Raw genomic sequence first — 13,727 nt, forward strand, 5'->3', positions numbered from 1 at the left:
AAGGATTTTAAATGAAAACACTCAAGGAATTAGCAAACTTGAAAGGCAAAACCGCTTTGATTACAGCGGGGGGGGGGTATCTAGGAATGTCTATGAGCGAATGTGTGGCTGAGCTTGGTGCAAATGTCATTGTGGCTAGTCGCAATAAAATAAAATGTAAGGAGAGTGCGAAATATTTGCAAGATACTTTTGGTATTAAAGCTATAGGCGAAGTGGTAAATATTATAGATACCAAAAGTATAGAATCTCTAGCAAATACCATAGAGCAGGAGTTTGGAGGGCTTGATATTCTTATCAGTAATGCCGCCCAAAGAAAGAAAAATACCTTAGAAAGCATAGATAAAGAGGATTGGCTTTTTGATATGGAACATTGCTTAAATGGCGTATTTTATCTCATCAAAGCCTTTATGCCCCTACTTAAACAAAGCAAGGGCTGCATCATTAATATTGCTTCTATGTATGGACATATAGCCCCTGATTATAGAATCTACAATCGTGACTGCTACACAAACCCACCAAGCTATGGTGCGGCAAAAGCAGGGGTTATACAATTTAGCAAATATCTAGCTAGTTTTTTAAGCCCTTATGACATTAGAGTAAATAGCATTAGCCCCGGTGCGTTTCCCTATGGATTCACAAATGATGATGAAGAATTTATACAAAATCTTTCAAGCAAAGCTATGCTTAATCGCATAGGTGAGCCTGATGACTTAAAGGGGGCAATTATGCTCCTTGCAAGTGATTTAGGCAAATTTATTACCGCACAAAATATCTGCGTTGATGGAGGTTGGAAAGAATGGTAAAAAAAATAAATCTAGGCTTAATCGGCTTAAGTGAGGGGAATGGACATCCCTACTCTTTTTCTGCCATTATTAATGGCTATGACAAACAAGCAATGCAAAAAAGTGATTGGAGTGTGATTTATAACTATCTTTTAAAATGTGATAAGCAGGATTTTCTTAATCGTAATGATGTGGCTATCACCCATCTTTACACACAGGACAGAAGCGTGAGTGAAAATCTCTCCCGTGCGTGTAAGATTCCATATATTGTAAATTCACTTGAAGAATTAGCTCTAGCCCCCATTGATGGAGTGATTCTCGCGCGTGATGATTGGCAAAATCACAAGGAAATGGCAAAGCCATTTTTAGAATCTCATAAGTTTGTTTTTATTGACAAGCCTTTAAGCCTTAATATGCAGGATATAGCTTATTTTACACCATTTTTAGAGCAAAATAGGCTTATGTCCTGCTCAGGTATGCGATATGCTAGGGAGCTAGATTCCATCCGCAAAGCCATAAAAGAAGATGGGGAATCTATACGCTTTATTGAAGCAAGTATTGGCTCCGCGTGGGATAGATATTTTATCCATTTGATAGATGCCATTATGGGACTCACCCCCTTTAAAGCCACGCATATTGAAGTGATGAAGCTAGATTTTTGTGTCAGTGCCTCGATACAAACACAGAGATTTCATATCCAGCTGAATAATATCAATGCCTCTTTTCAGCCCTGCACCCTTGCTATCACAACAGATAAAAATCGCTACACCATTACACTAAGCGATAATTTTAGTGCCTTTAGACGCACAATGGGACATTTTGTAGCCTTTATGGAGGGAGAGTCTTTTGACTATCAAAGCACTTTGGAAGCAATGAATATCTTAAGCCAAATAAAAGCCAAACTAGACGAAATAAGTTTTTCTAGCGAAAGATAAGACTGATTCTTGTGTAAATACAGAGATTGTAAAAAAAAAGATGCAAATGGCGTATGGAGACGCATTAAAGAAGTGGTGTAGAGTCCTTAAAATCTCATTTTGCATTTTTTGATGTTTTATTCTTAATGTTTTGATAAAATGGCGTTTTTAATCCCCAACGCAAACAAAAGATTAAACATAACTTTAAAACAAAGTGAGATTTATGGCAGATTCTAGGCTTTTTTATGCGGTTACGCTTTTATCTTGTATCGGTGCGGTGATGTCCTACTCACTCGCAGCATATATCACAAGTCATAATGGCTATACGCATTTTCACTTTTTTGTCAGGCAGATTATCGCTGTGATTTGTGGCATTTTGCTGATGTGGGGACTTTCTAAGCTTGATGTTGAAGCCCATTTTAAACGCATTGGCGTTACTATTTTTCTTTTATCTATCATTCTTATGGTGGGTATGCACTTTTTGCCCCAAAGCTTTGTAAGCTCGGCTGGTGGGGCAAAGAGATGGATTAGACTTTCTTTTATCTCCCTTGCACCATCTGAACTTTTTAAAATCGGCTTTGTGTATTTTTTGGCTTGGAGTTTTTCTCGCAAGTTTGTAAGCAATGTGCAGCTTTCCATTAAAGATGAGATTAGAATCTTTATCCCCTATTTGCTTTTATTTATCGTGGCTGTGGTGCTTATTGCGGTGCTACAAAATGATTTAGGGCAGGTTATTCTCCTAGCACTCACTTTGGGAGTAATGCTCCTTTTTGCCGGAGGGAGTTTGCGGCTGCTAGGCATTATCTTTCTAGGCACGATAAGCACGGCATTTCTAGCCATTATCACAAGCCCACATAGAATCTTGCGTGTCAAGTCGTGGTGGGCAAGCGCACAAGATTCTGTTTTGGCATTGCTCCCGCAAGGCTGGGCGGAGAATCTCCGTGTGAGCGGACTACCTGAACCTTATCAAATCTATCACGCCACAAATGCTATGTCAAATGGTGGATTTTTTGGCTCTGGCTTAGCTGAAGGCTCTATCAAGCTTGGATTCTTAAGCGATGTGCATACAGACATCATTCTAGCTGGAATCACAGAGGAGCTTGGCTTCCTTGGGTTATTTGGGATTATGCTGCTTTTTGGCTATATCTTACTTTTACTCTTTCGCATAGCTAATCGTGCTGCAAACAAAATGCACTATCTTTTTTGCATTGGCGTTGGGCTACTCATTGGTTTTTCACTTATTATTAACGCCTTTGGAATCTCTGGAATCACACCTGTAAAAGGTATAGCTGTGCCGTTTTTAAGTTATGGGGGTAGCTCACTTATTGCAAATTGCATTGCCATTGGCTTAGTTTTAGCTATCTCAAAATCCCAACCTCAAACTCAAACCTCATCATAAGGAGCAAAAATGAATCTTAAAAGCATACTTTGGTTGGCCTTTAGCCTTTCACTCATCATTTTAGGTATTGTGTGTATTGCAAATCCGGATAACACAATGATTGTCCTTGCCTATCTTGTAGGCTTTATTATGCTTTTTAGTGGGCTAGGAAGCCTTGTGTATTTTTTTCAAACGCGTTTTATGATGATACTCATAGATGGGCTATTGTCGTGTGTATTTGGCTTAATATTGCTTTTTGGCGGTGAAGAAATAGCACAAAATTTTATTCCACTTCTTATCGCCCTGTGGCTTATTTTAAAAGGAATCTTGTGGCTTATCCACGCGTGGAGACTTTCAAAAGTCTCAAATCTCGCTAGTGGCGTGATGATTATGGGTGGGCTGTATGTGCTACTTGGTGTGCTTTTTGTCATCTTCCCTGAAGTGCTTGCCACACTCATTAGCCTTATCCTTGGCATTACGCTTATCATCAGCGGCGGTATTGGCTTAATCTTTTGGAATAGTCTAAGAAAAATGCAGTAATCCATAATGGCAGATTCAGTATTACTTGCAAACAAATCCTGCAATCCCCTTGCCGCTCGTGCCTACGAAGTTGTGCTGATAGGCACACGCGAAGTAAAAAATGTCAAATGCCTTATTACAAATAAAATCACTTATCTGCCTATCACACACGATTTACAGGGCATTGATAGCCTTATTTTTACTTCACGCTATGCCATACAAGCCCTGCTAGAATCTGCCAACCCCCTATCCCCACACTACAATCCACATCTTGCTAAGTGGCGTGAGATTCCAAGCTTTGTGATAAGCCCAAAGAGTGCGGAGATTCTCTATAAGCATAACGCAAAAGTGGAATTTGTAGGGCAAAAAGCGCACGGGCAAGAATTTGCTAAAGAAATTATCCCCCTGCTTCAAAATCGCTTTCCACTCTATCTACGCGCCAAAGAGATTATCTCACAGCTTAATGCCACACTTATCAATGCCAAAGTCCTGCTGCAAGAAGCCATAGCTTATGTGAATACACCCTTAACTTTAGAGCAGAATCTTAAGCCAAAACCGCAAAGTGTGTTAATCTTCACCGCACCAAGTGCGTATAAAAGCTTTGTAGCAAATTTTAGCTGGGAAAAAGAGTATATCGCCATTGCCATTGGCAAAAGCACTTTTGCTTCTTTTAGCTCCACACTTCAGGCTTACATTAGCCCAAAGCCTAGTATTCCCCACGCTATTGAGTTTGCCAAATCCATAGCCTTAGAGCTAAATACCCAAAATACAAGAAAGTAGAATCTAGGCTTAAAGTCTATTTAACTTTGATTGCTACAATCCTGCAAATCTTAAATTTTGGAGAAATAACGATGAAAAAACATCTTCCCGCAAAACAACTTTTTGGTGCGATTTTTTTAAGCCTAGCCATTGCTTCTTTACAAGCTAAGACTTATGCTACCATTGATGGCAAACCTGCCGTTACAGATAAGGACTTAGAAATTTTGAAGCAAAGTATCCCTAACTTCAATTATGCTAAACTTTCTGATCAAGAAAAAGAGGGTATTATCCAAGAGCTTGTCAATCGTCAGCTTATCCTTAAGGCAGCTAAGGCTGAAAAGCTTGACACTTCAAAAGAATATACCGAAGCGATTAATAATATTAAAGATCAGCTTCTTATTGACTTATGGAGTAAAAAGCAAGTAGGTGGGATTCAAATGCCAAGTGTCAATGACGCACAGATTAAGGAAATCTACAAAAATAATGAGGGTATGTTTATTAACCAAGAAATGCACGCAAGACATATTTTGGTAAAGACTGAATCTGAAGCAAAAGATATTATTAAAGAGCTTGATAAGGCAGGAAAAAAAGCTGAATCTAAGTTTATTGAACTTGCTAATGCCAAGAGCATTGACCCAGCTTCAAAACAAGCTAAAAATGGCGGGGATTTAGGGACATTCCAACGCAATGTTATGCACCCAGACTTTGCTAATGCTGCTTCAAATCTTAAGCCCGGCACATATACGCAAGAGCCGGTTCAAACGCCATTTGGCTACCACGTTATCTACCTTATCAAAAAGAGTGAGCCAAAAGTCATTCCTTATAATGAAGCTAAAAAAATCATTGAAGAGCAAATCAAAATGCAGAATATGCAAGGTGGTATGATGCAAAAGATTCAGACTTTGCGTGAAAAAGCAAAGATTCAAATTACAAAATAGTTTTTATCACACAAGGAGAGAATATGCTTGTTTCGGGGATTGAGATTCTAAGTAAAGCCCATAAAGAAGGCTATGGCGTGGGGGCATTTAACTTTGTAAATTTTGAAATGCTAAATGCCATTTTTATGGCGGCTGATGTTGCCAAATCCCCCATTATCGTTCAGGCGAGTGAAGGGGCGATTAAATATATGGGGATTGATATGGCAGTGGGCTTAGTAAAGATTCTATCCAACCGCTATCCGCATATCCCCGTGGCATTGCACCTAGATCACGGCACGAGCTTTGAATCTTGCAAAAAGGCAGTGGATGCAGGATTTACTTCTGTGATGATTGATGCCTCTCACCACCCTTTTAAAGAAAACTTAGAAATGACAAAAGAAGTGGTAGCATACGCCCATAGCAAAGGTGTGAGCGTGGAAGCGGAGCTTGGGCGACTTATGGGGATTGAGGATAATATTTCCGTTGATGAAAAAGACGCGGTGCTAATCAATCCTGATGAAGCAGAAGAATTTGTTAAAGCCACGCAAGTGGATTATCTAGCTCCTGCCATTGGCACAAGCCACGGGGCATTTAAGTTTAAAGGTGAGCCAAAGCTTGATTTTGAGCGTCTCCAAGAAGTCAAAAGACGCACAAATATCCCACTTGTTTTACACGGTGCAAGTGCGATACCTGATTATGTGAGAGAAGCGTTTCTAGCCACAGGTGGGGATTTGAAGGGCAGCAAGGGTGTGCCATTTGCATTTTTACAAGAAGCAGTCAAAGGCGGGATTAATAAGGTAAATATCGACACAGACTTGCGTATTGCCTTTATCGCTGAAGTGCGAAGGGTGGCAAATAGCGATAACACACAATTTGACTTACGCAAATTCTTCACTCCAGCAATGGAATTTGTTACCAAACTTATGGTGGAGAGAATGGGTGTGCTGGGCAGTGCTGGAAAAATATAAGGGATATAAGAAAAATCAGCTATTAACCAAACCCCTTATCTATAATATAGAATCTTTGTAAGATTCTATATCCTTTACTTCAACTCTCATTTTTCACTTTACTATTAATATTCTGTTTAATCTTTAAATTTATCCCCCTAAACGCCAAATCTTAATTGCAAATACCACACACAAATGCTATAATACGCGACTTTACATTACTTGAAAGGATTTAAACAATGGCAATTGGAATGAGCGAACTCAAAAAAGGACTAAAAATTGAAATTGATGGGATTCCATATAGAATCACAGAGTATCAACACGTGAAACCGGGTAAAGGTGCGGCGTTTGTCCGTGCTAAGATTAAGTCATTTCTTGATGGCAAAGTGATTGAAAAAACTTTCCACGCGGGTGATAAATGCGAAGAGCCAAATTTACAAGAAAAGACAATGCAGTTTCTCTACCACGATGGCAGTGCTTTTCAGTTTATGGATACAACTACCTATGAGCAAATCGCACTAACTGATGACCAAGTAGGTGAAGTGGCAAAATGGATGCTTGATGGGCTAAATGTGCAGATTTTATTCCATAATGATAAGGCAATTTCCGTTGATGTGCCACTTGTTGTGGAGCTAACAATCACAGAAACCGCACCAAACTTTAAGGGCGATACAAGTAGCGGAGGTAAAAAACCAGCCACACTTGAAACAGGTGCTGTTGTGCAAGTGCCTTTCCACGTGTTGGAGGGCGAAAAAATTAAGGTCAATACCGAAACAGGTGAGTATTTAGAAAAAGTTAAATAAGTCCCTGCAAAAAGGCTGAAACCTCAGCCTTTTTGATATTCCTAAAACAATCTCTTAAATACACTTCACATTTTTTAATTCTCAAGCCTAGATTTTGAGCTATTACTTCACACAACAAGCACTTCATCTCGCCAAAGGACGAGCCTCCACAAGTGCGGGTGTAAAGAAAAATAGCTCACTTGTATCAATCAAAAAATCAAAATCAAGCGAACAAGGCTGTATGCCAAAACGCCGCTCAATAGGCACATTTGGATTTTCAAATGCACTCAAACATTCATTAGCTTCTAGCACAAGAGCGTATCTGCACCGCCCCACTGCTTGTGGGAATGATTGAAAATACACTCTCAAACGCCTTTGATTGTATATCACCCTTGCAAGACTTGTAATGCAAAAAACCATCTTCACCAATGGATAGACATCTATCCTGATTACGCGGATCAACAAACTGCACATAGCCAAAGCCCCAGCTTTTAGCCAAAGGATCTTTACCCCTAATAAAATCAGGATCAAGCCCAAAATCACGCAAAAACCAATTTTGCGTGTTAAAATCACCCTTCCTATCAATATTTAATGCAATGCCATTTCGCACACATTGCGTATTTGAAAACGCTGTGTAATATTCTCAAAATCATCTCTTCTTCCGCCACTATTAAAGCTAAAACCAGACGCACCCTCTTCAGCGACACTCTCCATACTCCCTACACTCATCACGCCAAGCATTAATACAACATAACATAGCTTTTTCATCACATATCCTTTTTTGTATATTTTTTTAATTTGGTGGGAATCTTCTAAAATTCACAGGAAAATGATCCGACACGAGCTGTGTGCGGAAATTTGCCAACATCAAAGCAGCTGCAATAAGCGGTTCTCTAAAGCCACTTCCAGAGTTCCCTATCACTGCATAATCAAGTATGCCACCGCTTCTTTGTGTGGCTATATTTGGAGCGACTATCGCTATCCTTACTCGCGTCTCCAAACTAAGCTCAAGCCGCAAACTCGCAGGGCTACGATTAAAATCCCCAAAATCATCCAATTAATATCTGATCGTCCGCTAAAATGATTAAACACAGCATTTCTTCCGCCATTAGCCAAAGCGTGGATTGAGAAAAACACATCACTACCTATGCGGATTCCAATAATGGGGCGAGAAACCGTTGTGGGTGGCGGCAGGACAATCACATCATCAGCCATTCGCCTAGAAACAATAGCAAGATTCACACGATTTGCCCCAACATCAACCGGAGAATAATAAATATACACCATATCCGGACGAGAGCGAGAGCCTAAATCCCAAGTATATTCAGCAATAGGAATGCCCGGTGGCGTTTGAAAAGTCCTTTGAGTGGGCGTTGCCGTTTGAGGCAAAGACCCTGCCTCTTGCAGAGCAAGTATATCGGCTGCATTTTCTCCACTTATAAGCTGTCGCACACTCACGCTCCATTTGCTTTCAGATGTTGCCGAAGAGCCTTGAAGATTCCAAGAAGCAGTCTTAAAATCATCAATCGCACCAAATGCTACACCAACAACACAAAGCCAAGCACATATTGCTTTTATCATTTTTTTTATTGTTGTTTTTACGCCCATTTTTGCTACCTCCATTATTTTTACCGCCATTATTTTCATTTATCAATATCCCGCCTATACAAAGGACGCACTAAAAAAGTCGGTGGGGCAACATACCACTGCTGATCTAAATTACTCCCTGTCGCACATTTAGTCAAAAAGATACTTGTTACCCTATGGAAATCGCCGAAAATATAGCCTATGGGTGCTTGCACACATTGATCAAAGCCTACATTTTTAAGCTGAAAAGATTCATTAGACATAGGAATGAGTTTGAATCTTTGGTAGCGATTTTTCGTATTACACGCCATATGGATAAGTCCATTTTTATAGGCATTGAGACAGGTTTGTGTCTCGCCATTTTCAATCATCACCTCATCATTATCAAAAAATCTTAATCGCCACACGCGCACCGCCAAAGCCTATACTATCAATAAGCGTATAGCCCCATATCCAATTCCCCTGTGCCAAAGCCCACACGGTCAAAGCCGCACCACCGGGCGACATCAGCACTATCCAATCTCCATTTTGTGGAGAGATAGGTGGTGCATTTACTCCACTACTTCCAACTAATGGTGGATGTTTGATAAGCAACACGGCATTGCGTGAGCTTTTCCCCACCATCTCTTCAGTGATTTGTGTTCTTACTCTTGTATTAAAGCGTTTATTTTTATCTTCAGGCACAACTATGGGTCCAACAACAAGTGCAGGTGTGCTTTGCTTTGCTGGTGGCGTGGGCTTTGAGCCTATTTTCAACGGATCAGAATCCTTAGAATGTCCTATCAGTCCAGCAGTTGGATTCACATCGCCTATTTTCCCCCACAGCCACCAAAAGCTAACACACAGCCAATTACAAAGGCTATAGAGATTCTATTTTTCATATAAGCCACTCTTCTTTATATTAAAATTTCTGTGAAAGCCAAGTCATTATATGACTTCTATCATTTGTTTGATTATGCGATAAGATAGGCGATTCTCCACCGACAGAATATCCAGCCTTTGTAACATCGCTAAAATATTCAATCTTTACACGCATACTTAGCTCCTTATACAGCCTTTGATTCAAGGTGAGTGCCAAAGCATTTTCATCGCTTCGTGGGCTTTGTGTGTGTCGCCCTAAAATCTGCCAAGAAAAATCCCCATAATCCCCGCCAATATAGCCAATAGTTGTTATCGCATTGCGTCCTATCATATCGCTCAAAGAAGCACCTTTATCATACGCACTGCCTATCCAAATATCAAAGCCATTAAACGGATCGCCATACGAGCCTATCCACGCATTTGCATTGCCCCAATTTTTATAGAGCATTACCCCGGCAAAATGTTTGTAAAAATTCACTTGTTCCCTAACAAAAAGTGTTTGCGTGTATTTATCAAGCTTGTCGCCAAAAAGCGTATCTACACCCGCTAACGCAAATCCACCGCTCATTCCTTTGGGATTCTCTTCATTTATAGGAAATAGTCCAATAGCCACAAATTCATTTGAAAGATGTTCCCCTAGAGCCTCATTCCACGCAAACTTCACGCCCGGTGCCACAAAGCGATCTTGCGAACCATAAGTATAAAGCGAAAGTTTTATAGAATCTGTGCCAACATCTAGCCCACCAGCATACACGCCCTTACCAGCCACACTAAAACGCGTATAATCCCAAAACCAATTACTATACACCATAGCCCTACTATCAGAGTAAAATCCCCAGAGCTTCACATACTTATTGCCAACATATAGCTCCCCACCTTGATTCCACGCACCAAACCAATCTAGCCCACTACTCTCATATCGCCCAGCCTTAAAGCCAAAATACTCCCCCTCATAGCCAACAAACGCATTATGTAAAATATATTGTCTCGCTTCCATTGCCTTATCGCCCTTGTAGCCAAACCACGCGCCGATATAGCCATTTCCCAAAGACTGCCCGCCTTGTGAAGAAGTGCTATCATACACCAAAGCATTAATCGCACCGCCTAAAGACGCACTGAAACCATTTTGAGCTTTCACATCAAACTCCATAGCCCCAAATAACGAAGCATAACTATCAGTAGGGTTTTTAAACGCTTTTGAGTCGTATGATCCATTATTAAAGCCAAATTTACCAAAAGATTCAGCTTTTCCTCCAAGCTTATACTCCACTCCAAAAGCACTCAATCCCACACAACAGCACGCACCAACAAGAAACTTTCTCACTCATACTCCTTAAAAATGAAAATTTTACGCGCATTATACAAAACTCACACAAAAAGCCATTTTAAGAATGCAAAAGATTCTCAATAAATTCATATAGAATCAAAATTTTTAGCAACTTGGCATAAACTTTGACAGATTCTAAGCATATTAGCAAAAACTTATCATTTATTTTATAAATAAACTTGACATTAAATGACTAAACTTATATAATGCGTTCCATATAAAACTTAAAGGAGTTTGCTATGAATTTATTTGATAAACTAACTAATCAATTAAAAGAAGCCATTGATAGTGCGGCTTCACTCGCACTTCATTCGCAGAATCAAGAAATCGCCCCTTCACATTTATATTGGGCATTATTAAGCAATCATCAAAGTGTGCTGAATCAAGCCTTAAATAAGCTCAATATTGACAAAGCTGCTATTACGCTACAAGCACAAAGTCAGGTGAATACCCTGCCAAAAAGCTCTCAAGTTTCAAAGGAAAGCCTAAGTATCAGCAAAGAGCTTTCAAATGCGTTACATCTCGCTCAAGGTGAGGCAACAAAGAATAATGATAGCTTTATCGCGGTGGATATGTTTCTCATCGCTAATCTCAAAGAGCGAGATTTTGTAAGTATTTTTAAGCCATTTGTGGATATGAGTGAGTTAAAAAAGACGCTCCTTGCTCTAAGAGGGGATAGCAAGATAGAATCTCAAAGTGGTGATGACAATCTAGAATCTTTAAGCAAGTTTGGCATTGACCTTACACAAAAGGCGTTAGAAAACACGCTTGATCCCGTGATTGGACGCGATGATGAGATTAATGCGATGATGCAGATTCTAATCCGCAAGAGCAAAAATAATCCTATTTTGCTAGGCGAACCCGGAGTTGGTAAAACTGCCGTAGTAGAGGGCTTAGCTCAAAGAATTATCTCAAAATCTGTGCCTTTAAGCCTGCAGAATAAAAGGCTAATCGCCCTTGATATGAGTGCTTTAATTGCTGGGGCAAAGTATCGCGGTGAGTTTGAAGAGCGACTAAAAAATGTTGTGAATGAAGTGAAAAAAGCGGGTAATGTCATTTTATTCATTGATGAGATTCATACCATCGTGGGGGCTGGAGCAAGTGAAGGGAGTATGGACGCAGCAAATATCCTAAAACCAGCTCTTGCACGCGGAGAGCTTCACACTATCGGTGCGACCACACTCAAAGAGTATCGCAAATATTTTGAAAAAGATGCCGCTCTCACACGCCGATTCCAGCCTATTAATGTCAATGAGCCAAGTATGAATGAAGCCTTGCAGATTCTGCGTGGGATTAAGCCAAACCTTGAAGCCCATCATAATGTCAATATCACAGATTCAGCACTCATTGCTGCAGCAAAGCTTTCAAGTCGCTATATCACAGATAGATTTTTACCTGATAAAGCCATTGATTTAATTGATGAAGCTGCTGCGGAACTTAAAATGCAAATAGAATCTGAGCCATTGGAACTTAGCAAAGTCAAAAAGCAAATTGCAAATTTAGAAGTAGAAAAACAAGCACTCAATATGGAAAAAACAGATTCTAATCAAGCAAGGATTGCAGAGATTGACAAAGAGCTAGAAAATCTTAAAGAAGAGAAAATCTCGCTCAATGGACGCTTTGAGCAGGAAAAAAATGTCTTCACGCAAATTGCTAACATTAAAGCCGAGCTTGATAGCCTAAGGCGAGAATCTGAAAATGCCAAACGAAGTGGAGATTACAGCAAGGCGGCTGAAATTGATTATGGCAAGATTCCACAGACTTTAAATAAAGAGGCAGAATTACAAGAGCAATGGGAGCAAATGCAGAAAAATGGCACTTTGCTTAAAAACGCCGTAACGCAAGAGAGTATCGCAAGTGTGGTAAGTCGCTGGAGTGGAGTGCCTATCAAAAAAATGCTCCAAAGCCAAAAAGAGCGGATTTTGGATATAGAATCTGAACTCACAAAAAGCGTGGTGGGGCAAGAAGAAGCAATCAAAGCCATTGCTCGTGCCATTAAACGCAATAAAGCCGGGTTAAGCGATGCCTCTCGCCCCATTGGAAGCTTTTTATTTCTAGGACCCACAGGTGTGGGGAAAACGCAATGTGCTAAGACTTTAGCGGAGTTTTTGTTTGACAATGCCAAATCGCTTGTTAGGATTGATATGAGCGAATATATGGAGAAACACGCTGTAAGCCGACTCGTAGGTGCGCCTCCGGGATATGTGGGCTATGAAGAGGGCGGTGTGCTAACCGAAGCCATAAGAGCTAAACCTTATAGTATTGTGCTGTTTGATGAAGTGGAGAAGGCTCACCCAGATGTGTTTAATATCCTATTACAAGTGCTTGATGATGGGCGATTGAGTGATAACAAGGGCGTGGTGGTAGATTTTAGCAACACCATCATCATTTTAACGAGCAATATCGCAAGTGATAAGATTCTAGAGATACAAGACAAAGAGCAGAAGCAAAATGCTGTCAAAGAGGCGTTGAAAATGTATTTTAAACCTGAATTTTTAAATCGCCTTGATGATGTTGTGATTTTTAATCCTCTAGGAATGGAGCAAATCACGCAAATTGTGGATATTATGTTTCAATCTCTTGCTAAAAAGGCTAAGGAAAAAGGCATAGAGATTAGCCTAAGCAATGAAGCAAAAGAGCATATCGCAAAGGTTGGCTTTGATAGCGTGTATGGGGCGCGTCCGCTAAAAAGGGCATTGTATGAGCAGGTTGAAGACAAACTCGCTGATTTAATCCTGCGTGATGAAGTAAGCAAAGGGGGGAGTGTGCTTTTCACAATTAATGGAGATTCTATTAACGCACAGGTGGAGAAAAAAGAGGGTTAAACAACATACTAGAATCTTTAAAGTTTCTATTGCAGAATCCCAAGTCCTATGCATTGATTTAACAAAATCCTGCAAGATTCTGCAAAAGGAAGTTTATATGAAAAAACTGCCCTAGCCTTTTATAAAAAA

The 13,727-nt window shown here is 40.1% G+C and carries 15 protein-coding genes and 1 pseudogene; 9 read left to right on the top strand and 7 right to left on the bottom strand.

Annotation, left to right across the window (positions count from 1 at the left end):
- Nucleotides 1-11: 11 nt before the first annotated feature.
- From LS74_RS08570 to efp, 8 genes are all read left to right on the top strand, one after another.
- Nucleotides 12-803 (top strand): SDR family oxidoreductase, encoded by a 792-nt coding sequence (locus LS74_RS08570; RefSeq protein WP_138129029.1) that lies wholly within the window; start codon nt 12-14, stop codon nt 801-803.
- Complete coding sequence (locus LS74_RS08575) at nt 797-1,717, top strand: Gfo/Idh/MocA family oxidoreductase (RefSeq protein WP_034588999.1); 921 nt, start codon at nt 797-799, stop codon at nt 1,715-1,717. Before LS74_RS08570 ends, LS74_RS08575 begins: the two co-directional genes overlap by 7 nt.
- A 202-nt stretch (nt 1,718-1,919) precedes the next feature.
- Nucleotides 1,920-3,095, top strand: a complete 1,176-nt coding sequence (locus LS74_RS08580; protein WP_034589001.1) for an FtsW/RodA/SpoVE family cell cycle protein — start codon at nt 1,920-1,922, stop codon at nt 3,093-3,095.
- Nucleotides 3,096-3,104: 9 nt separating this feature from the next.
- Nucleotides 3,105-3,614, top strand: a complete 510-nt coding sequence (locus LS74_RS08585) for an HdeD family acid-resistance protein (RefSeq protein ID WP_034589004.1) — start codon at nt 3,105-3,107, stop codon at nt 3,612-3,614.
- A gap of 6 nt (nt 3,615-3,620) precedes the next feature.
- Nucleotides 3,621-4,373 carry a uroporphyrinogen-III synthase gene (locus LS74_RS08590; RefSeq protein WP_034589007.1) on the top strand — a complete coding sequence of 251 codons (753 nt, stop codon included), beginning with the start codon at nt 3,621-3,623 and terminating at the stop codon, nt 4,371-4,373.
- A gap of 71 nt (nt 4,374-4,444) precedes the next feature.
- On the top strand, nt 4,445-5,290 hold the full coding sequence (locus tag LS74_RS08595) for a peptidylprolyl isomerase (protein WP_138129031.1): 846 nt from the start codon (nt 4,445-4,447) through the stop codon (nt 5,288-5,290).
- A 23-nt stretch (nt 5,291-5,313) separates the two neighbouring features.
- Nucleotides 5,314-6,237, top strand: coding sequence for a class II fructose-bisphosphate aldolase (locus LS74_RS08600; protein WP_034589489.1), 924 nt, complete (start codon nt 5,314-5,316; stop codon nt 6,235-6,237).
- A gap of 218 nt (nt 6,238-6,455) precedes the next feature.
- On the top strand, nt 6,456-7,019 hold the full coding sequence (gene efp / locus LS74_RS08605; protein ID WP_104742551.1) for an elongation factor P: 564 nt from the start codon (nt 6,456-6,458) through the stop codon (nt 7,017-7,019).
- A gap of 123 nt (nt 7,020-7,142) precedes the next feature.
- Here the strand turns inward: efp and LS74_RS11425 are convergent, their stop codons facing one another.
- The 7 genes and pseudogenes from LS74_RS11425 to LS74_RS08625 all read right to left on the bottom strand — a co-directional run bounded on the left by LS74_RS11425 (nt 7,143) and on the right by LS74_RS08625 (nt 10,770).
- Nucleotides 7,143-7,361, bottom strand: a complete 219-nt coding sequence (locus LS74_RS11425) for a hypothetical protein (RefSeq protein WP_236096891.1) — start codon at nt 7,359-7,361, stop codon at nt 7,143-7,145.
- Nucleotides 7,297-7,608 carry an RICIN domain-containing protein gene (locus tag LS74_RS11430; RefSeq protein WP_236096887.1) on the bottom strand — a complete coding sequence of 104 codons (312 nt, stop codon included), beginning with the start codon at nt 7,606-7,608 and terminating at the stop codon, nt 7,297-7,299. Before LS74_RS11430 ends, LS74_RS11425 begins: the two co-directional genes overlap by 65 nt.
- The gene (locus LS74_RS11435) at nt 7,587-7,766 is read right to left on the bottom strand and encodes a hypothetical protein (RefSeq protein ID WP_236096888.1); all 180 of its coding nucleotides are present in this window, start codon (nt 7,764-7,766) and stop codon (nt 7,587-7,589) included. Before LS74_RS11435 ends, LS74_RS11430 begins: the two co-directional genes overlap by 22 nt.
- 25 nt (nt 7,767-7,791) lie before the next feature.
- Nucleotides 7,792-8,579 (bottom strand): annotated as a pseudogene (locus LS74_RS08615) (cytolethal distending toxin subunit B family protein).
- Nucleotides 8,580-8,641: 62 nt separating this feature from the next.
- A complete protein-coding gene (locus LS74_RS11440; protein ID WP_268903685.1) occupies nt 8,642-8,998 on the bottom strand; it encodes an RICIN domain-containing protein in 357 nt (118 codons plus the stop codon).
- Nucleotides 8,970-9,389, bottom strand: a complete 420-nt coding sequence (locus LS74_RS11445) for an RICIN domain-containing protein (RefSeq protein ID WP_236096890.1) — start codon at nt 9,387-9,389, stop codon at nt 8,970-8,972. The genes LS74_RS11440 and LS74_RS11445 overlap by 29 nt, the downstream gene beginning before the upstream one ends.
- Before the next feature lie 97 nt (nt 9,390-9,486).
- Nucleotides 9,487-10,770, bottom strand: a complete 1,284-nt coding sequence (locus LS74_RS08625) for an outer membrane family protein (RefSeq protein WP_034588406.1) — start codon at nt 10,768-10,770, stop codon at nt 9,487-9,489.
- A gap of 242 nt (nt 10,771-11,012) precedes the next feature.
- On the opposite strand from LS74_RS08625, the gene LS74_RS08630 reads away from it, so the two are divergent.
- Entirely contained in the window at nt 11,013-13,598 is a 2,586-nt protein-coding gene (locus LS74_RS08630) for an ATP-dependent Clp protease ATP-binding subunit (RefSeq protein WP_034588404.1), read from the top strand.
- Nucleotides 13,599-13,727: the final 129 nt, after the last annotated feature.

The organism is Helicobacter magdeburgensis, from assembly GCF_000765825.2.
GTDB lineage: Bacteria > Campylobacterota > Campylobacteria > Campylobacterales > Helicobacteraceae > Helicobacter_C > Helicobacter_C magdeburgensis.